At 70.4% G+C, this 19,623-nt stretch carries 16 protein-coding genes and 1 pseudogene; all 17 read right to left on the bottom strand.

The window, feature by feature from the left end; translation table 11 throughout:
* Positions 1-35: 35 nt before the first annotated feature.
* Positions 36-1,754 carry a 3-hydroxyacyl-CoA dehydrogenase family protein gene (locus AC067M_RS39920; protein ID WP_478701917.1) on the bottom strand — a complete coding sequence of 573 codons (1,719 nt, stop codon included), beginning with the start codon at positions 1,752-1,754 and terminating at the stop codon, positions 36-38.
* Positions 1,751-3,577 (bottom strand): FAD-dependent monooxygenase, encoded by a 1,827-nt coding sequence (locus tag AC067M_RS39915; RefSeq protein ID WP_478701916.1) that lies wholly within the window; start codon positions 3,575-3,577, stop codon positions 1,751-1,753. The genes AC067M_RS39920 and AC067M_RS39915 overlap by 4 nt, the downstream gene beginning before the upstream one ends.
* Positions 3,574-5,160, bottom strand: a complete 1,587-nt coding sequence (locus AC067M_RS39910; RefSeq protein WP_478701915.1) for a class I adenylate-forming enzyme family protein — start codon at positions 5,158-5,160, stop codon at positions 3,574-3,576. The genes AC067M_RS39915 and AC067M_RS39910 overlap by 4 nt, the downstream gene beginning before the upstream one ends.
* Positions 5,157-6,674: a class I adenylate-forming enzyme family protein gene (locus AC067M_RS39905; RefSeq protein ID WP_478701914.1), complete on the bottom strand. Its 1,518-nt coding sequence runs from the start codon at positions 6,672-6,674 to the stop codon at positions 5,157-5,159. The genes AC067M_RS39910 and AC067M_RS39905 overlap by 4 nt, the downstream gene beginning before the upstream one ends.
* A 44-nt stretch (positions 6,675-6,718) precedes the next feature.
* The gene (gene kynU / locus AC067M_RS39900; RefSeq protein ID WP_478701913.1) at positions 6,719-7,906 is read right to left on the bottom strand and encodes a kynureninase; all 1,188 of its coding nucleotides are present in this window, start codon (positions 7,904-7,906) and stop codon (positions 6,719-6,721) included.
* A 40-nt stretch (positions 7,907-7,946) separates the two neighbouring features.
* On the bottom strand, positions 7,947-8,477 hold the full coding sequence (locus AC067M_RS39895) for a flavin reductase family protein (protein WP_478701912.1): 531 nt from the start codon (positions 8,475-8,477) through the stop codon (positions 7,947-7,949).
* Positions 8,474-9,763 carry a cation:proton antiporter gene (locus tag AC067M_RS39890; RefSeq protein ID WP_478701911.1) on the bottom strand — a complete coding sequence of 430 codons (1,290 nt, stop codon included), beginning with the start codon at positions 9,761-9,763 and terminating at the stop codon, positions 8,474-8,476. Before AC067M_RS39890 ends, AC067M_RS39895 begins: the two co-directional genes overlap by 4 nt.
* Before the next feature lie 77 nt (positions 9,764-9,840).
* Entirely contained in the window at positions 9,841-11,436 is a 1,596-nt protein-coding gene (locus AC067M_RS39885; protein WP_478701910.1) for a tryptophan halogenase family protein, read from the bottom strand.
* 55 nt (positions 11,437-11,491) lie between these two features.
* On the bottom strand, positions 11,492-12,367 hold the full coding sequence (locus AC067M_RS39880) for an alpha/beta hydrolase (protein ID WP_478701909.1): 876 nt from the start codon (positions 12,365-12,367) through the stop codon (positions 11,492-11,494).
* A 37-nt stretch (positions 12,368-12,404) separates the two neighbouring features.
* Positions 12,405-13,319: a tryptophan 2,3-dioxygenase gene (locus AC067M_RS39875; RefSeq protein ID WP_478701908.1), complete on the bottom strand. Its 915-nt coding sequence runs from the start codon at positions 13,317-13,319 to the stop codon at positions 12,405-12,407.
* The gene (gene ccrA, locus AC067M_RS39870; protein WP_478701907.1) at positions 13,319-14,668 is read right to left on the bottom strand and encodes a crotonyl-CoA carboxylase/reductase; all 1,350 of its coding nucleotides are present in this window, start codon (positions 14,666-14,668) and stop codon (positions 13,319-13,321) included. Before ccrA ends, AC067M_RS39875 begins: the two co-directional genes overlap by 1 nt.
* A complete protein-coding gene (locus AC067M_RS39865) occupies positions 14,665-14,913 on the bottom strand; it encodes an acyl carrier protein (RefSeq protein WP_478701906.1) in 249 nt (82 codons plus the stop codon). Before AC067M_RS39865 ends, ccrA begins: the two co-directional genes overlap by 4 nt.
* On the bottom strand, positions 14,913-16,250 hold the full coding sequence (locus AC067M_RS39860) for an acyl carrier protein (protein ID WP_478701905.1): 1,338 nt from the start codon (positions 16,248-16,250) through the stop codon (positions 14,913-14,915). Before AC067M_RS39860 ends, AC067M_RS39865 begins: the two co-directional genes overlap by 1 nt.
* Positions 16,251-16,324: 74 nt before the next feature.
* Positions 16,325-17,308 (bottom strand): 3-oxoacyl-ACP synthase III family protein, encoded by a 984-nt coding sequence (locus tag AC067M_RS39855; protein WP_478701904.1) that lies wholly within the window; start codon positions 17,306-17,308, stop codon positions 16,325-16,327.
* 172 nt (positions 17,309-17,480) lie between these two features.
* Positions 17,481-17,681, bottom strand: coding sequence for a hypothetical protein (locus AC067M_RS39850; protein ID WP_478701903.1), 201 nt, complete (start codon positions 17,679-17,681; stop codon positions 17,481-17,483).
* Positions 17,682-18,128: 447 nt separating this feature from the next.
* Positions 18,129-19,190 (bottom strand): 2-oxoacid:ferredoxin oxidoreductase subunit beta, encoded by a 1,062-nt coding sequence (locus AC067M_RS39845; protein WP_478701902.1) that lies wholly within the window; start codon positions 19,188-19,190, stop codon positions 18,129-18,131.
* Positions 19,183-19,623: pseudogene (locus tag AC067M_RS39840) on the bottom strand (2-oxoacid:acceptor oxidoreductase subunit alpha); the annotation flags it as partial. The pseudogene AC067M_RS39840 and the gene AC067M_RS39845, both read right to left, overlap by 8 nt.

Here is a 19,623-nt window from a genome sequence, read left to right as displayed (position 1 = left end):
GCGAGGACCCCGGCGGCCTGTGTCCGCGGTGGAGGTCAGTAACTGTGGAACCCCGCGCCGCACTTGCGGCCGATGCGGCCTGCGGCGACCAGGTCGGTCAGGGACTTCGCCGGTGACGTGTGCAGGACGGGGTCGGCCGAGTGCAGGACATGCTGGATCTTCAGGGAGACGTCCAGGCCCACCACGTCGAGCAGGCTGAACGGCCCCATCGGGAAGCCGCAGCCCTCCCGGAGTACGGCGTCGATGTCATCCACACCGGCGAGGCCGGTGTCGAGCAACGACGCGGCCGCGTTGAGGTACGGAAAGAGGAGCGCGTTGACGATGAAGCCGGGGCGGTCGCCGCAGTCCACGGCGTGCTTGCCGAGGGTCCGGGTCAGCACGCGGGCGGTGGCGGCGGTCCGCGCGCCGGTCCGGGCGGTCCGCACCAGCTCCACGAGGCGCATCACCGGCACAGGGTTGAAGAAGTGCAGGCCCACGACATCCTCGGGACGTCCCGACGCGACGGCGCACTCGGCGACCGGGAGGCTGGAGGTGGTGGTGGCCAGAAGGGCGCCCGGGGCGCAGATCCGGCCCAGCTCGGCGAAGACGCGCTGCTTGACGGGCAGGTCCTCGATCACGGCCTCGATCACGGCGTCGGCCCGCGCCGCCGGTTCCAGCCCCGTGTCCACGACGAGCCGTGCCAGGGCGTCGTCCCGCTCCTCGGCCGTGGCCTTTCCACGGGCGACGGCCCGGTCCAAGGAGGCGGCGACGCGGTTGCGTGCCCGCGCGGCACTCTCCGGGCGGCGTGCAAGCAGGACGGTGGTGAGACCCGCCCGCAGACACACCTCGGCGATCCCGGTTGCCATGGTTCCCGAGCCGATGACGGCGGCGCGGCGCACGGGGAGGGTGCTGCCGGCGCCGCCCCCCGCCAGGGCGGCCGGCCGGTCCCCGGCCGCGCCGTCCCCGCTCCGGCGGTCAGCCGGGGAGTGGAAGCGGCCGCCCCCGCTCGCCAGCCTCGTAAGGATCGAAGCCGGGCGCAGGTCCGCGTCTCCTGTGTGGGCGGACAGGTGGGTCAGGGTGTCGTGGACCGTGCCCGCGCCCAGGGCGTCGATCTGGGCGAGCGGTCCGCTCGACAGGCCGCAGCCGAGTCGCATCGCGGTGTCGATCTCGTCCGGTCCGGCGTAGCCGTCCTCGCACATGCGTGCCGCCCGGTTCAGGTATCCGAAGAACAGGATGCCGGAGATCAGGCCCGGGCGGCCGGGCACCCGGACCGGGGTCAGGCCGAGGCGAGCGGTGAGCCGTTCCGCCGCTTCCATGACATCGGTGCCGGTGTTGGGAGTGGCCGACAGTTCCGCCACGCCGCCGGGTCCGGCCCGCGGGATCAGGTGCAGTCCCGCGAACCGTTCGGGGCGCGTGGAAGCCCGCCCCAGGCCGGCGAGGTCGAGCGCGGTCGTGCTGGTGAGCAGAACGGTGTCGGGCGGGCAGATCCGGCCCAGCGCCCGCAGTACCTCCGTCTTCACCGGCATCAGCTCCGGCACCGCCTCCACGACGATGCCCGCCGTGCCCAGCGCCGCCAGGTCCGCGGTGACGTGGATCCGGCCCGCCTCCGGGTAGCCGGCCGCCAGGTCGCGGACGATCCGGGCGGCCTCGGCCGGGTCCCGGGCCACCAGGGTCACGGCGAGGCCGGCGCGGGCGGCGAGCACCGCCAGCGTCCGGCCGACCGTGCCCGGTCCGACGATGCCCAGCGTGTTCGTACGATCGTCCGGGCTGTTCATGAATCGGCCTCCGCTCCGCGTGCTTCCGTATCGTTCTCCGTCGAGTGCGGCACGCACCACAGGTCGATCCGCCCCGCGAGCAGGTGCGCCTCGATCTGGCCCGGGGCGGCGCGGAAACCGCTGACCATCACTGGGATTCCGGTGGCCGCCCGGACAGCTCCCGCGATCTCCAGCACCGCGGTCAGTGCGCCGGGCGTCGGGTCGTGGCCGGGTGCGGGCGCGAGGTCCACCAGGTCGCAGCGGCCGACCTCGGACAGGGCGCGTACCTGTGCCTGGAGCGCGGCCGTGGTCTGCCGGGGCCGCGCTTGAGCGCCGGGTCCCACCCGGACTCGGACCGCCGTCGCCGACGCCAGCTCCTGGGGTTGCTGAGGGTGCTCAAGCAGCCGGCGGGTGCCCTCGGCCACCTGCTCGGCCGTCTCGGGGCAGGGCCCGGCATCGTACAGGATCAGCCGGTCCCGCTCCGTGCCGCCTGGGACGCGTCCGAGGAGGCAGGGCAGCAAGGGGGCGTCCGGCTGACCGGCCGGGGTCAGTACGAGCGCCGGGCGCGGTCCCTCCGCCTGCAGCTCCCCACCACAGGCAGCGGAGCCCCCCGTCTCCGTGACCCACCTTCCCCCGAGCCGCAGCGCCCCCACGTCGACCGGCACCTCGAAGGCGTCCTCGCGTACCGGGCTGCCCACCCCGTGTGCCAGCTCCGTGGCCGCGTCGGAGGTGAGGGTCGGGGCGCCCGCCTTGAGGTCCTCCGCGACGACGTGTGCCGCGCGGGTGAGCAGGTGTGTCGAGAACTGGGCGGCCGGACGCCTCAGGTACAGCGGCGCCCGTTCGAACCAGCGCATGCTCCGGGCGCCGGCCACCTGCAGTGCACGGGCGCTGGGCAGCGAGCGCCGCTGGTACTCCCCCAGGGCGCGGGGCAGGTCCGGGTAGCGGTTCAGCATGCGGGCGAGGTAGAAGCCGTCCTCGAGGGCCAGCCGGGTGCCCGAGCCGACCGAGTAGTGGGCGGTGTGCGCGGCGTCGCCGATCACGACCACGTTGTCGTGGACGCAGCGCTCCAGACGTACCTGCGGGAACCGCGACCACGCGGTGTCGCGGGCCTGCAGTCGGTGGCCCTCCAGGTGTTCGGCGAGGAGCCGCTCCCACAAGGGCAGGTCGACCCCGTCGGACACGGCGGTGCCTTCCGGCACCTCGACGACGAACGTGCTGATGCCGTCGCCGTGCGGGTAGCCGTGGGCGACCACGACCCCGGCGCTGGTCTGCTCGAAGATGAAGGTCATCGCGTCGAACCGAGCGCCCGTGCCCAGCCAGGCAAAGCGCGAGCGGCCCTCGGTGACGCTCGCTCCCAGTTCGGAGGCGAGCGCCCGCCGGATGCGGCTGCGGGCACCGTCGGCCGCGATCACCAGGTCGTATGCGGTGCCCAGTTCGTCCAGGGCCACCGGGGTCTCGTAGTTGAGGACGACGCCGACGGCCTCCGCCCGCTGCGCCAGTTCGTCCAGCAGGCGGTGCCGGGACAGGGCCACGTAGCCGTGGCCGGGGATGCGATAGCGGCCGCCGTGCGAGCGGACCTCGACGTCCTCCCAGCGGGTCTCCTTGGCGAGGAGTTCGCCGAGCGTCGGTGCGAGGTACTCGATGGTGCGCACGGCGATGTCGGAGAAGACCACGCCGTAGCCGAAGGTGACCCCGCGCGGCTGGCGTTCGAAGACCTCCACGTGCCAGCCGGGCTGGGCAGTCTTGATCTGGGTGGCGGCGAGCAGGCCTGCCGGGCCCGCGCCGACGCAGGCGACCGCCCGCACCGGTATCGCCGCGCCACCGCTCCGATGACGGCGTGTCATGAACCGAGCTCCAAGATCGGCAGTGTCCCCTCGGCCAGCTTGCGGCGCAGCAGCGGACGGCGGATCTTCCAGGTCGAGGTGACCGGCAGGTCCTCCCAGCGGACCTGGAGCGGTTCGGCGAGGTCGCCGAGGCCCTGGACGGCCTCCTTCCAGCTGCTCCGGTCCAACGGCTGGTCCTTCTGTGTGCACACGACGGGGGTGGCACGGCCGTCCTCGGTCGGGATGATCACGACCTCCACCAGCTCGGGCATCCGAGTCATCAGCGTGTCCTCCAGGGACAGGGTGCTGTCGACCCCGTCGATCCGGTCGACGACCCGGTCCAGCAGGTAGAGGGCGCCGAAGCGGCCCTGGTGGCCGACGTCACCCATGTCCCACCAGCCGTCGCGGAAACGCTCCTCGTACTGCTGCTGTTCACCGATGATCCCGATGGCCCGGCCGCGGGAGCGGACCCAGATCTTGCCCGGGGTGCTCGGGTCGGCCCCGGCGGGCCGTTCGACCTTCAACTTGGTGACACCGACCAGCGGGCGGCCCACGCAGCGGGTGCCCAGGCGGCGGATCATGCCCTTGGTGCCCAGGAAGCTGATCGCGCCGCCGACCTCCGACTGGCCGTAGCCCTGGCCGTAGATCGGCACGCGGCGCCGGGATGCCTCCATCATCCGCAGGATGGTGCGCGGGTGCATCGCGTCGAACGTGCTGCGGAACAGCCGTACGTTGGCAAGGGGTTCACGGGGATCGTCGACCATGCCCTCCCAGCGCAGCATCACGTTGGGGAAAGCCTCGACGATCTCGGGGCGGATCTGCAGGAACAGGTCCGCGGCGCGCGCCGGGTCGGGGTTGGTGATGAAGGCCAGGTCCTGGCCGATCCGCGCCGCGATCATCAGCATCGGCCAGATGCGCACGTGGGCGAAGGAGGTGCAGGTGGCCAGGGTGCCGGTCAGCCGCAGATAGCGGGCGCGGCGGTACTGCGGGTGGAAGTGCCAGTAGAGGCTGCGGCCGGACTGGACGATCAGCTTGGGCACGCCGGTGGTGCCCGAACTGTGAGTGACCAGCGCTGGGGCGTTCGGCGACTGCGGCTTGGCAAAGGGACCGGTGACCGGCGTGGTATCGGCGAGCGCGGTGGCGCCCGGGTGGTCGCCGGCCAGCGAGAACACGCCCTTGACTCGGCTCTCCAGCGGGACCTCGGCGAGGTCGTACGTGAGCTTCTCGGCGTCGGTGACGAGGTAGGTGGTGCGGTCCAGTCTGGACAACAACGCATCGACGGTGGCCCCGTCGGAGTCGGATGCCAGCATCACCGGCACACCACCGAGGCGGTCGGCCGCGCAGGCGGCGAGGATGATGTCGAAGCGGTGGGTGGCGCAGATGGCGACGTAGGACCCCGCGGTGACCCCGGCTGCCTTGAGCCGGCCGGCCAGATCCTCGACCAGCCGGGCCGCCTTGGCCATGGTCAGGATGCGGCCTGCCTCGGGGTACAGGGCCAGGTCGTGGTCGAGGATGATCCGGGAGGCCGGGTTCTGGTCGGCGCCGACCGTGAACACCGCGCCCAGGTCGAGGCTGCCGACACGTGTGGCGGAGTAGGGTTTCATCGCGAAACGGCCTCTCTGTTGTTGTGGTGGGTGTCCAGTACGGTCTCGGCCAGCACGCGGCGCAGAACCTTCCCCGCGCCGTTGCGGGGGATCTCGTCGATGAAGACCAGTTCCCGGGGCTGTTTGTAGGTGGCCAGCCGTCCGCGCAGGAAGACCAGGAGGTCGGGAGCGGACAGCCGTACCCCCTCCTCGGGTACGACGAACGCGGCGGGCGCCTCGGTCCAGTCGGGGTCGGGCACACCGAGCACCGCCACGTCGTGGACGCCCGGGTACTCCCGCACGGCGGCCTCGATCTCGGCGGGGAACACGTTCTGCCCACCGCGCTTGATGACGTCCTTCTTGCGGTCCTTGAGGTGGACGAAGCCGCGCTCGTCCATCAGGCCGAGGTCGCCGGTGCGCACCCAGCCGCCCACCACCGTCTCGGCGGTTGCGGCCGCGTCGTCCAGGTACGACGCCATGCGTCCAGCGGATCGGACGCAGACCTCGCCGACGGTGCCTGTCGGCACGGGGATGCCCGTCTCGTCCTGGATCTCGACGTGCAGCCCGGGCACGCTGCGTCCGCTCGACTCGAGCGGGACCGTCGGCTCGGTCTCCGCGGCCGGGATGAGCCAGGTGGCGAAGGTGCCGCCGGCCTCGGTCATCCCGTACACGTTGCGGATGTCGCAGCGGAAGGTGCGCCTGGTCCGGTCCAGCAGTTCCGGGGTGATCGGCGAAGCGCCGAACATGATCTCCCGCAGGTCGCTGTCCACGGTGGTGCCCGGTCCGACGGCGGTGACCAGGAAGCGCAGCATCTGCGGCACCAGCCAGACATGGGTGATGCCCTTCTGCTGGATGGTGCGCAGCACCGCCCTCGGCTGGAACTCCCGCTGGAGGTGAATGGTGGCGCCGGCGGCCAGGTAGTGGCTGGTGAAGGTGATGCTGCCGTGGGCCAGCGAGTTGAGGTTGAGCAGCCGTACCCGGTCGTCGGCGCCGGTTGCGGCCAGCCAGGACAGGGACATCAGGCGCAGCGCCTCCGCGGTGTGCACGACGCCCTTCGGCTTGCCGGTGGTCCCGGAGGTGAGGAGCACCGCGAACGGGTCCTCCATGCGTGCGGCGAGGGGAGGCGGCGGGGTGCCGGCGGTGAGCACCTCCTGGAACTCGGGACTGTCGAACACGGTCTGCCGGTCGTCCGGCAGGTCGAGCCGGGAGAGCAGCCGCTGCTCCCCCAGGACATGCTCGACCGCGAAGCGTTCGGCGACGTCCCGGTACTCGGCGGGCTGCATCGCATGGTTGACCGGGACGAAGGGGGCGCCCAGGTGTGCCAGCGCGAAGTAGCTGACGATCATTTCGAGGCGGTTGCGGGAGTAGACGGCGACGCGCTCGCCGCGCCCGATGCCGCGGGTGCTGAGATGCGCCGACAAGGAGTGTGCGGCAGAGCGCAGCTGACGCCAGGTCAGCTCCCTGCTGCCCTCGACCACGGCTGGCGCGTCACCGCGCTGCTGGCAGTGACGGTCGAGGATGTGACTGAACCACATGACGTCTCCGGTTCGTTGAGCGGGGAGAGCAGAGCTGATGGAGATCAGGTCAGCGCGCGCAGCTCCTGGACGGTGGCGAGGACGTCCGCGTACGAGACGTAGAGCGCGTTGAGGCCGAAGCGCAGCAGGTTCGGCGGGCGTACGTCGCCGATGAAGCCGCGTCGGGCCAGGTTCGTCATCAGCTCCTCGGCACGTTCATGACGAATCGTCACCTGGGAACCGCGCCGCCCCGGTTCGCGGGGGGTGACCACCTCGAAACCTCTTCCGGCCAGGTGCTCGTCGACGCAGTCGATGAAGAACGCACTGAGCGAGAGGCTCTTGACACGGATCTCCTCCACGTCGACACCGGTGAAGGCGTCGAGTGCGGCGTCCAGGGCGGCCAGGGACAGGATGTGGGGGGTGCCGACCCGGTAGCGGGCGATGCCCTCGGCCGGACGGTAGGACGGTTCCATGGCGAACGGCTCGGCATGACCGTGCCACCCGGTGAGGGGGTGATCGAGGCGGGCGTGGTGACGGCGGGCGACGTAGCCGTAGGCGGGGGCGCCGGGGCCGCCGGAGAGAAACTTGTAGGAGCAGCCGACCGCGAAGTCGACCCCGTCCCGGTCCAGGGCCAGCGGGACGGCGCCGGTGGCGTGGCTGAGGTCCCAGACCACCGCACCGCCCGCCCGGTGCGTCGCGCGGGTGAGGCCGGCCAGGTCCCACAGCTCGCCGGTGCGGAAGTCGACGGCGCTCGCGGTGGCGACGGCCAGCTGCGCGCCGGCGGCACGGATCGCGTCAGGGAACTCGTCCATGGGAGCTTCGCACAACTCCAGACCGAGCAGGCGGGCCACCGACGCGGCGAGGTAGCGGTCGGTGGGGAACCCGCCGGCGTCCATCAGCAGGATCCGGCGCTCGGGCCGCAGCCGGGCGGCGGCGATCAGCGCGTTGAACAGCTGCACCGACGTGGTGTCGCCGACGACCGTCTGGCCGGGCTCGGCGCCCAGCAGGCGACCGATGCGGTCGCCCACCGTCAGCGGGAGCTTGAGCCAACCCCCGTCGAACCAGCTGGTGATGAGGTCCTCGCCCCACTGCTTGGTGACGGTGTGCTCGACCGCCTGCGGCACGCCGGCCGGCAATGCTCCGAGCGAGTTGCCGTCCAGGTAGACGGTGCCGTCCGGCAGCAGGAAGCGGTCCCTGGCCGGGGCGAGCGGGTCGTCCCGGTCGAGCTTCGCGGCTATGTCGGGCGTGGTCATGCCGCCGCTCCCGTAGAGATCATCATGAATGGCTCACCCATCAAGAAGTGGTTGACGTGTCCTGGGGCAGGGTGTGGAAGCGGCGCCGTCCGTAGAGCAGCGGGGACTTGCCGTCCTCCTGGGTGACGTCGAACACCTCACCGAAAACGATCAGGTGGGTTCCACCGTCCACCGTCCGGCTGACCCGGCAGTCGGCGATGGCGTGGCTGTCGGCGGCCAGATGCGGTCCGGCTGGTCCCGGGGTCCAGCGCACTCGGTCGAAGCGCTCGTCCTGGTTGCTGCCGGAGCCGAAGAGCTGGGCGACCCGCTCGCCGTCGCCGTGCAGTAGGTTGGCCACGAACCGGCCGCTGCGCAGGACCGCCGCCAGCGTCGGGCTGTCCGCCCGCAGACACACCATGAGAGTGGGCGGGTCGATGCTCAGGCTGCACAGGGCGGAGCAGGTCAAACCCCAAGGACGGCCGCCCTCGTCGGTCGTGGTCACCACGGAGACGCCGCTCGGGAACTCGGACATCAGCGCCTTGAAGGTGTCCGGGGAGACGGGGTCCAGGGTCAGACCGGTCGGGCGGTTCACAACGAGTCACCTTTCACGGAGGCCTGGGCGGGGATCAGCAGGGGTCCGCGGCGCAGCTCGACCCGGTCGAGCAGCTGCAGGGCGGGTCCGGCCAGCGCCGTGGAGACCAGCGCCAGCACCAGGTAGGCGAGGTAGACAGGCGGGGTCAGGATCCCGGCGCTGAGACCGACCTGAAGGACGATCAGTTCGGTCAGACCGCGGGTGTTCATCAGGGAGCCGACCCGCAGCGAGTCGAGCCGGTCGTGGCCGGCGAGGCGGGCGCCGAGGTAGCCGCCGCAGATCTTGCCCGCGGTGCCGAGCAGGATGGTGAGGACCACCAGGGTCACGGGCGTACCGCCCAGGCCCTTGGTCAGCACGGTGACGCCACTGACCACGAAGAAGGCGGGGAGGAGGGCCCGTCCCCAGCGGGCGGCGGAGGCGACCGCCGCGGCCCAGGGGCCGTCCTTGCGGTCGGGGATGGCGAGGCCGGCCAGAGCCGCACCAATGATCGCGGTCATGCCGGCCTCCTCCATGGCGCGGGCTGCCGCCACGGCGAGCACGCCGACCAGCAGCGCGGCAGGCAGGGGCGCCCGAGCAGCGCATCGTTCGGCGCCGCGGGTGGCGAGCAACCGGCGGCACAGGAAGAGGGCGACGACTCCGGCGGCGAGGGCGCCGAGCGCGTGGAGCAGGCCGTCGAGCTTGCCGGAGCTGAGACTCACCGCCACCACCAGAGCGGTCCAGGACACCGCGTCCAGGATGACGGAGGCGGAGAACGCGACACGACCGACGGGTGTCTCGTCCATAGCGCGGTCGGTGAGGATCCGGGCGAGGACGGGCACCGCGGTGACGGACAGGGACACGGCGACGAGCAGGACGAATGCGGGGGCGGGCGCGCTGCCGCGCAGGGCGGGATCGCCGGTGCCGATCAGCCAGCCGGCCAACAGGAGACCGACGGCCAGCGGCAGAAGAAACGATCCGGCAGCCACCCAGCCGGTGGATCGGCCGGCGGATCGGGCCGCGCCGTACCGCAGCTTGTGCGCCAGGCCCACCATGAACAGGGCCAGGCCCGCCTGGGAGACCGCCTTGAGCTGGGCGAGCACATGCGTCGGCAGCACCCGGTGGAAGCCGTCGGGGCCGAGCAGTCGGAGTACGACGGGCCCCACGAGCAGTCCGGCGGCGATCTCGCCGATCACCTCCGGCTGGCGTGCCCGGCGTGCCGCGTACCGGCCGCAGGCGACCACGGCCACGGTCGCGGCCAGGACCAGGGCGAGGTGGACCAGGCCGAGGGGCAGGAGTGAAGTGATCATGGAATTCCCGTCCTGGGCTGAGGGGTCGCCGTCCGGGCCCGGAGGGGGTTCGGGCCCGGACGGCGGGCACCTGGCTGTTACGCCTTGTTGTGCAGCTTGCGCAGGTAGTCGTAAGTGGACGGAAGGGTGGCCAGCAGCTCCTCGCGGCGCTTCTTGATCTCCTCGAAGGCCGCCTCGGCGGAGGCCAGCGACTCCGGCCGGTGGGCGAGCAGCGGCATCGGGTTGTCCGGCAGCTCACCGAGCCCGGCGAGGATGCAGTAGTAGTTGGCGTTGCTCCAGAAGTTGCGGAACTCGGCCTCGAAGTTGCCGTAGTACCCGGCCTCGTCGGTGACCGGCAGGTTCACGCCCAGGCCGGACTTGTACTCCTTGACCTTCTCGACGAACTGCGGAGCGAGCTCCAGGTCCTTGCAGGCGCGCCAGTACGGGGTGTCGTTGCGCGGCGCGAAGCTGAAATGTCCCTGGATGAAGTCGCGGGTGTCATCGAACATCTCCTCGACCTCGTGGTTGAACCGGTTGACCAGCACCGGGTCGAAGGACTTGTCCGGGAAGTGCTTCACCAGTTGGTACAGCGCCGCGTAGACGAAGTAGATGCCGGTGGACTCCAACGGTTCCACGAACTGGTTGGCGAGGCCGAGACCGACGCAGTTCTTCACCCAGGCGCGGCGGTTGCGGCCGACGCGGAACTTCACGTGGTTGAGTTCGTGCGTCTCGGGGTCGATGCCCCACATCTTGCAGAACTCCTCGGTCGCCTCGTCCTGGGAGGTGAAGCGGCTGGAGTAGACGTAGCCGGTGCCGAAGCGGCCCAGCATGGGGATCTTCCAGGTCCAGCCGGCGGACATGGCGATGGCCGACGTGAACGGCTCCACGCCATTGTTCTCGTCGTCGTGCGGGATCTGTGCGGCGACCGCGCGGTCGTTGAGCAGGTGGTCACTCATGTCCAGGAACGGCTCCTTCATCACGCCGTTCATGAGCAGGCTGCGGAAGCCGGAGCAGTCGATGAAGAGGTCGGCCTGCAGGCGGCGGCCCGCCTCGGTGTTCACCGCGACGATGTGACCGCGCTGGTCGAGCTCGGCGCCGACGAACTTGTCCTGGATGTGGATGGCGCCCAGCTTCTCGACGGAGAAGCGGCACAGGAAGTCTGCCACCTTCTGGGCGTCGAAGTGCCAGGCGTAGCTGGCCCAGCGGGTGCCGTCCAGGTAGCGCGGGGACAGGTTCCTGTCGAAGATCTGCGGCTGCGTGTAGCAGGCCTGGTCGAACGGCTCGTCGGTCTGGCCGGTGAGCTTCTTGTAGGTCCAGTAGTGCGACAACGGCAGGTTGTCGTGGCTGGGCAGTACACCGAAGACATGGTCGAAGTGGTCCTTGCCGCCCTCGTACGGCCGGCCCAGGGCCTCGCCGGTGCCCGGGGTGCGCCAGTTGATGTAGCGGATGCCCAGCTTGAAGCTGGCCTGGCACTCCGGCATCCACTCCTCCTCGGACAGGCCGAGGAAGTCGAAGAAGACCTTCTGCAGGTTGGGGATGGTGGCCTCGCCGACGCCGATCCTCGGGACCGACGGCGCCTCCAGCACCGTGACCTGGGCGGTGGAACCGAGCGCCTTGGCGAGGTAGGCGGCGCTCATCCAGCCGGTGGTGCCACCACCGAGTACGAGAATCTTCCTGATCTGGTTGTCACTCATGGGAGTTGTCTCCTCAAAGGCAGTAGGTGCGGACCGTGGCTGCGGGGCCGCGTGGTCATCGGGGATCGGGCAGACCGAGTTGCGCGAACACCGCCGCGCCCAGCCCGGTCGCCGGTTGGTCGAGGTCGAAGGTGATGTCGAAGTGGTTGCGGTGCTCGGTGACGACCTCGCGCACCGAGGCGGCACGGGGGCTGACCGCCCGCAGCAGCTCGTCGTGTTGGCGGATGAACTCGTCCGTCTCCGCCCCGCCCCTGGCCACCACCAGGGCGGGCAGGTCGGCAGGCAGGTGACGGATCGGGCTGAGCCGGATGGCCGCCTCCGCGTCCAGCCCCAGGGGATCGTTCACGTAGGTCAGCCGCAGCGGCTCCAGGTCGTACACACCGCTGAGCAGGGTTGCGCCGGCGAACGCCTCGACCGGACGGCGGCCGCCGGGCCGCCAGTCGTCCAGCAGGGCCATGGCCACCAGGTGGGCCCCGGCCGAGCTGCCGCTCAGGTGGATTCTGCCGGGGTCCACGCCCAGTTCTGCCGCGTGCCGGACCAGCCAGTCGAGGCCGCGGCGGACGTGGGCGACGATCTCGTCGAGGCTGTACTCCGGTGCCAGGCCGTAGTCCAGGGCGGCATAGGCGGCACCCGCCGCGACCAGGCCGCGGGCCGGGAAGGAGGACTCGTCCTTGCTGAGCTCCTGCCAGTAGCCGCCGTGCACGAACACCATCAGCGGGGCGTCGGGCACGGCCGGCGGGAAGAAGTCGAGCGTCTCCGGCGGCTGCGCACCGTAGCGGATTGCGCGCCGTACCGGAAGCTCCCGGCGGGTCTTCCCGCTCTCCACGGCGTACCGCTCCAGGAACTCGTTGATGTCCTCGACGCAGGAACTCGGGGAGTACTGCCGGTCCAGCGCCCGCTGGTCGTAACCGCCGTAAAGAGGCGTGCCCATCCGTCTCTCCTTCCTCTGCTCGGATGCCGGCCGCCGCTCAGATGCCGGAGCGGACGGCCCACAGCTCGGGGAAGAACCGATGCTGGGCGGCGCGGCGCAGCCAGTTGACGCCGGAGGTGCCGCCGGTGCCCGGCTTGTGACCGAGGACGCGTTCCACCACGAGCAGATGCGTTTGACGCCAGCGCGAGTAGTGGTAATTGAGGTCGCACAGGGCCTCGGCGAGGGCGTAGAGCCCCGGGTCGCGCTCGTCAGCGGTGTAGAGAGCGGACCAGGCCGCCTCGACCGCCGGGTGCTCCTCGTAGGGCTGCGCGTAGTCGCGCTCCACGACCTCCCGCGGGATGTCGTAGCCGCGTCGGCGCAGCAGGTGGAGTGCCGCGTCGTAGAGGCTGGGTGCCCTCAGGGCCGCGACGACCAGCTCGTGCACCCAGGCCACGGGCCGATACGCCTCGGCCATCCGGGACGACTTGTTGCCGAGCGCGAACTCCAGCTGCCGGTACATGTACGACTGGAATCCGGAGGCCGTGCCCAACTCGTCTCGGTAGCGCGCGAACTCGGTGGGCGTGATGGTGCTCACCGGCTCCCATGAGACGGTCAGCACCCGCAGAACCTTCTCGATCCTCCGCAGGTACCACAGGGCGTCGTCCAGCCGGTCCTCCAGCAGGAGGTCGCGTACCCGGTTGACCTCTGTGAATATGAGCTTGAACAGCAGTTCCTGGACCTGTCCGGTGATGTAGAAGGTCAACTCGGCCGGTTCGTCACTGCGCGGGTGCTGCAGGGAGAGCAGCACGTCGACGTGGTGGTAGTCGATGTAGGGGGTGCTGTCGGTGCCGACCTGGCCGGCCGTGAAGTCCAGCATGGGTTCACCGCTGGTCAGTTCGGCCTGCCTGCGCCGGTCCTCCTCGCTCAGGGGCTGGTAGGCCCGTACTTTGTGGGGCATCTGTTCGGTGGTCATCACAACTCCGTCGCGGGGTCGCGGAAGCGGTCGATGGCGTCCGCGTGCCGCGCCCGCAGTTCTGCGTCCCGTACGCCCAGGCCCTCCCGTGGGGCGAGGCAGAGCACGCCGACCTTGCCGTGGTGGCGTCCGGCGTGGACGACGCCGACCGCGTCGCCCACCCGGGCGAGCGGATAGCTGCGGGACAGGGTCGGGTGGATACGGCCCTTGGTGATCAGCCGGTTGGCCTCCCATGCCTCGCGGTAGTTGGCGAAGTGGGAGCCGATGATGCGCTTGAGCTGCATCCACAGGTACCTGTTGTCGTACTCGTGGCGGTATCCCGACGTGGAGGCGCAGGTCACGACGGTTCCGCCGCGGCGGGCCACGTAGAGGGAGGCTCCGAAGGTCTCCCGTCCGGGGTGCTCGACCACGATGTCGGGGTCCTCGCCGCCGGTGAGGTCCCGGATATGCTGCCCGAAGCGCCGCCACTCGGCCGGGTCGGGGGTGTTCTCGTCCTTCCAGAACCGGTAGCCCTCGGCACGGCGGTCGATGATGTGCTCGGCGCCCATGGCCCGGCACAGCTCCGCCTTCTCGGGGGAGGAGACCACGCAGATCGGGTTGGCGCCGCCCACGAGGGCCAGCTGGGTCGCGTACGAGCCGACGCCGCCGGCCGCGCCCCAGATCAGGACGTTGTCGCCCTGCTTCATGGCCGCGCCGTTGGCCGAGACGAGCTGCCGGTAGGCGGTGGAGTTGACGAGCCCGGGGCTCGCTGCCTCCTCCCAGGTGAGGTGGGCCGGTTTCGGCATCAGCTGGTTGGCCTTGACGAGGGAGAGTTCGGCGAGGCCGCCGTAGTTGGTCTCGTAGCCCCAGATGCGCTGCTCGGGGTCGAGCATGGTGTCGCTGTGCCCGTCGGCGCTCTCCAGTTCCACGGACAGGCAGTGGGCGACCACGTGGTCGCCTGCCTGCCAGCCCCGCACTCCCTCACCGGTGCGCAGAACCACGCCTGCGAGGTCGGACCCGATGACGTGGTAAGGCAGTTCGTGCCGCGCGGCGAGGCCGCCGCGCCGCGCGTAGCGCTCCAGGAAGGAGAAGGTGGAGACGGGCGCAGAGAGCGCGCTCCATACGGTGTTGTAGTTGATCGAGCTGGCCAGCACCGCCACCAGCACCTCGCCGGGGCCGGGTTCGGGTGTGGGCACCTCGGTCACGTGAACCGCCTTGCCCGGATCGCGGTCGGCCAGCGGCACTTCGTCGAACATGCCCTGCTCGTCCCTGAAGAGCACCGCCGCGCGGTAGGTCTCGGGCACCGGGATGGCTGCGATCTCCTCGGCGGTGGCCGTACCGCCGCTCAGCAGCTCGGCGAGCCGGCTCATCCCTGGCCCTGGCCCTGGGCCGCGAGCGCGCCGGAGAGTATCGCCTCGATCTCGGCGAGAGTGGACAGCGTGTCCATTTCGTCGTCCTCCAGCGGACGGTCGATCTCCTCCTCGATGCGCAGCGCGATCAGCACGAACTCGCCCGAATTCAGTCCGGCGTCGCGCAGGTCCGCGCTCTCGTCGAGCCCGTCCAGCAGCTCCGGGTTGGCGATGCAGAGCCCGACCAGCTCTCGTGCCTTGGTCATCACTGCCCCTTCCCCACGGCCGCTCCGGCCGTACGTGTCACGATCGTCGTCGGCACCTCGTCGAAGAGCCGGTCTCCGTGCCAGTGCCGCACAACTTCCTCGTCCGCCTTGCTGTCGCAGGGGACGAACCGGTTCAGATACGAGCCCGCGCAGAACTCGGTGAAAGCCGTGCAACGTTCGACGCCGAGGTCCCACTCCGCAAGCAGCGCCAGGGCCGGGTCGAGTGCCTTCCACTCGCCGTCCTCGAAGACCTCCATCCACCCGTGGTCCTCGGCGCCCACGGCGACGAAGTAGCCCTTGCGGGTACGCACCTGGAATCCGGCGTGGGTGAGGACCTGCGCCAGGTGTATGGAGGTCGAGACGCAGTTGCCGACGCCGAGGGCGCGTGCCCTGGGCGCGTCGACGCGCAGCGCGGCGGGCAGCGACTGGAAGCGGATCTTGCCGGAGCGGAGTTCCTCCAGCGCCTCGCGGTACGCCTCCTTGAGCACCGGCGAGCGCAGCTCCATCCGCTTGCCGGCCGTGCGGACCACGGCGTCCAGCATCATGAAGGCCGGGCGGCCGGCCACCGCACCGCTGGGCACCGGGCCGTCGCGCAGCAAGTCGTGTGTGACCTCGAGGAGTTCGCCGCCGAAGCCCTCGGGGCGGACCTGCGCCAGCTCCCAGCGCTCGTCGCAGCGGCCGTGCTCCGGGCAGGTGGCGAAGTGCCGGATGCGCCAGACCTCGGGGCGGGTCCAGTTGTCCAGCGAGCCGCGGGCCAGGCGGACGTTGTAGCGGACGGCGACCTCGGGGACGGAGCGGCCGGAGCCCGAGTACATGGCCAGGTTGTACAGGTCGTGTTCGTCGAAGAGCGGCCCGTCGGCCCCGTTCTGATGGCGCAGTCCGTGGCGTACGAGGGTGTCGAGCGTACGGTCGTCGGTGCGCAGCAGCGCCAGGGCGGTGGGCCGGTCGACGGTGTAGTGGGTGAGCTGGTCGGGGGTCGGGACGAGGTCCTCCAGCGAGCGGAGCCAGCCGCGGAGTTGGCTGTCCCTGGGGGCGGCGGCCGTGGTGGCGGCGCCCTCGTCGGCGGCCGTTGTGGTGGGCGTGCTCGTGGGCTGCGGGGCTGACCGCGTCTTCAGCACGCGTTCCAGGTCTGCCAGGGTGGCCAGGCTGTACAGGTACTCGTCGTCGATCACCAGATCGTGCCGGCGTTCCAGTCGGCCGACCACCTCCAGTACCCGGCCGGTGCCCATGCCGGGCAGACGCTTGAGCACGGTGTCGTCGAGGATCTCCTCGGGCGCGACTCCGGCTTCCTCGGCCAGCAGGAGCCGGGCCTGCTCTTTGATCTCTACGGCGTTCATGCGGGGGTCATCTCCATCCTCTCCGCGAAGTTCTTGGGGGTGACCGGTGGACGCGGCGGTCGCTGGGGGCACGATCAGTACCAGCGCAGGAGTGCGGCACCGCCGGCGAGGCCGCCGCCCACGGCGGCCAGCAGGATCCGCTCTCCGCGTTGGATCGGGCGCTCCCGGTGGGAGGCGTGCAGAGTGAGCGGTACCGAGGCCGCGGCCGTGTTACCGAGGTGAGGGGCGGTGAAGGCGAAGCGGTCCTGCTCGACACCGAGGTCGCGGGCGACCTCCTCCACCATCCGGGTGTTGGCCTGGTGGATCACGAAGCGGTCCACGTCGTCGACGGTCAGACCGGTGTCCTGGAGCACGTCCTCGACCAGTTTGCGCAAGGTGGAGACCGCGTAGGTCCGCACCGCGCGGCCGTCCATCCGGAAGTAGTGGCGTCCCTCGGCGCGGGCCTGCTCGTCCAGCGGCATCCGGGTGCCGCCGGCCTCCACTCCGACGAACTCGTGGAGATCGCCGTCGGTCAGCCAGCGGTGTGCCACCAGACCGTACCCGTCGGGCACCTGCCCGACCAGGGCGGCACCGGCCCCGTCGCCGAACAGGCTCACCGTGCGGCGGTCGGTGCGGTCCATGATGCGCGAGAACATGTCCGCGCCGACGACGAGGACGTGGCTGTCCTTGCAGCGGGAGGTGAGCAGTCCCTCGGCGAGGGTCAGCCCGTACAGAAACCCGCTGCACACCGCGTTGACGTCGAACGAGGGCACGCTGCCCAGGTGGAGCTTGTGCTGCAGGATCGCGGCGGTCGCGGGCTGCGGGGCGTCGGGGGTGCAGGTCGCCACGATGATGGCGCCGAGCTTCGGTCTGGCCTCGGGGCAGGAGTCCAGCGCTTCCACCGCGGCGGGCAGGGCGAGGTCGGAGGTCGCTGTGCCCTCGGCGGCGTAGCGCCGCTCGAATATGCCGGTTCGATCGCCCACCCAGTCTTCCTCGGCACCCGTCCAGGCGCTGATGTCGGCATTGGTGATGACGGTTTCGGGGACATGGGATCCCATGCCGATGATTCCGATGGCCACAAGGCCCTCCCTGGTCACGGCATTCTTCTGTGAATGGTGATTTCAGATCGCGTGAATCGCGAGGCGAATACAGGGAATGGCGCCCGCACCCGACCTGATAACCCGTGAATTTCGCCCTGGAATTTAGCACGGTTCAAGATTCCGGGAAATTTCCTCACTCGTTCGCTCGCGATCAGCTGCACAGGGCGAGTACGGGCAGTCCAAGACGGCTCCGCAGGTCCATCCAGTCGCACCCCTTGCGGAGCAGTCCGCGGCGGCGCAGCTCGGGCAGGAGGGTGCCGGTGGGGGCGAGGCCGACCGGGGAGGGCCCGGCGCACTCGGGGAGGCGCAGCAGGGAACCGTCCGCGGCCCTCTGACGGAACCACAGCTCCATCCGGTCGGCAAGGGCTGCGCCGGGCAGACGTCGACGGTCACCAGCACACGGACATGCTCAGGGTCCCGGCGGTAGGCGCCGGCACCCTCCTTGACGGCCCGGTAGCGCGCCCGCGCGGTCCCCGGGTGCGGCACGGGCTCCGCCTTCGAGTGATCGCTGCACAGCCGGAGCCGGCGACGCAGCCGGCCTTTCTGTGCGACCGAGGAATCTCTTCGGTCGCACAGAAAGGCCGTCGCCGGTATTCGGTACCACCGACATGAGCAAGGTGCGCAATCATGACGGGCCGGGCTCGCGGGCCCTGGCACCGCTCCCCCACGCTCGGCTTCGCTCGCGCGTGAGGGGCCTTCACCGCCCGAACGGCGTGGGGAGGTGCCCCCCGCCTCCAGACCCCGCCCCTGAGCCGGCCTGATCCGAACGAACGGCCCCAGTGGGCCGTCACCGCCTGCCTCAGCCGACGACGGTCCAGGTGTCGCGGCCGGCGAGCAGTGCGGCGAGGTCGCCCTTGCCCTTCTGCTCAATCGCCGAGTCCAGTTGGTCGGCCATCCGGGTGTCGTAGACGGGTCGGTCGACGGAGCGGAAGACGCCGATGGGGGTGTGGTGCAGGGTGTCGGGGTCGGCGAGTCGGGAGAGGGCGAAGGCGGTGGTGGCGGACGCGGCGTGCGCGTCGTGGACCAGGAGGTCCGCTTCGTTCTCCGCTGTCACCGTCACCACCTCCAGGTCACCGGTGGCCCGGTTGCGTACGACTCCTCTGGCGCCGTCGGCGCCGAAGCGGATCGGCTGTCCGTGCTCGAGGCGGATCAGCGCCTCCTGGGCCTGCTGGTTGTCCTTGAGGGCGTCGAAGGCGCCGTCGTTGAAGATGTTGCAGTTCTGGTAGATCTCGATCAGGGCGGTGCCGGCGTGGTCGGCGGCCTGGCGCAGCACCTGGGTGAGGTGTTTGCGGTCGGAGTCGATGGTGCGGGCGACGAAGGACGCCTCCGCGCCGATGGCGAGCGAGACCGGGTTGAAGGGGGCGTCCAGGGAGCCCATCGGCGTCGACTTGGTGATCTTGCCGACTTCGGAGGTCGGGGAGTACTGGCCCTTGGTCAGGCCGTAGATCCGGTTGTTGAACAGCAGGATCTTGAGGTTGACGTTGCGGCGCAGGGCGTGGATCAGGTGGTTGCCGCCGATGGACAGGGCGTCTCCGTCACCGGTGACCACCCACACGGACAGGTCACGCCTGCTTGTGGCCAGGCCGGTGGCGATGGCGGGGGCGCGGCCGTGGATGGAGTGCATTCCGTAGGTGTTCATGTAGTACGGGAAGCGGGACGAGCAGCCGATGCCCGAGACGAAGACGATGTTCTCCTTGGCCAGGCCCAGCTCCGGCATGAAGCCCTGGACCGCCGCCAGGATCGCGTAGTCTCCGCAGCCTGGACACCAGCGCACCTCCTGGTCCGACTTGAATTCCTTCATCGACTGCCTGGCCTCGGCCTTGGGAACCAGCTGCAGCAGCCCGTTGCCGGTGTCAGTCATCGATGGCCTCCTTCAGTGCCGTGGCGAGCTGTTCGGCCTTGAACGGCATGCCGTTGACCTGGTTGTAGGAGTGAGGGTCGACCAGGTACCTCGCCCGGATCAGGGTGGCGAGCTGGCCGAGGTTCATCTCGGGGACCACCACCTTGTCGTAATCCTTCAGCACCTCACCCAGGTTCCGGGGGAAGGGATTGAGGTGGCGCAGATGGGCCCGTGCGATCGACTCACCGGCCGCCCGCAGCCTGCGTACCGCCGCCGTGATCGGCCCGTACGTGGAACCCCAGCCCAGCACTAGCGTCCTCGCGCTGCCGTCCGGGTCGTCGATCTCCAGGGCGTCGACCTCGATGCCGTCGATCTTGGCCTGGCGGGTGCGGACCATGAAGTCGTGGTTGGCCGGATCGTAGGAGATGTTGCCCGTGCCGTCCTGCTTCTCGAT

Source organism: Streptomyces sp. NPDC043427, from assembly GCF_056436655.1.
The sequence above is the reverse complement of the archived record's forward strand: the minus strand, read 5'-3'. Positions and strand labels throughout refer to the sequence as shown.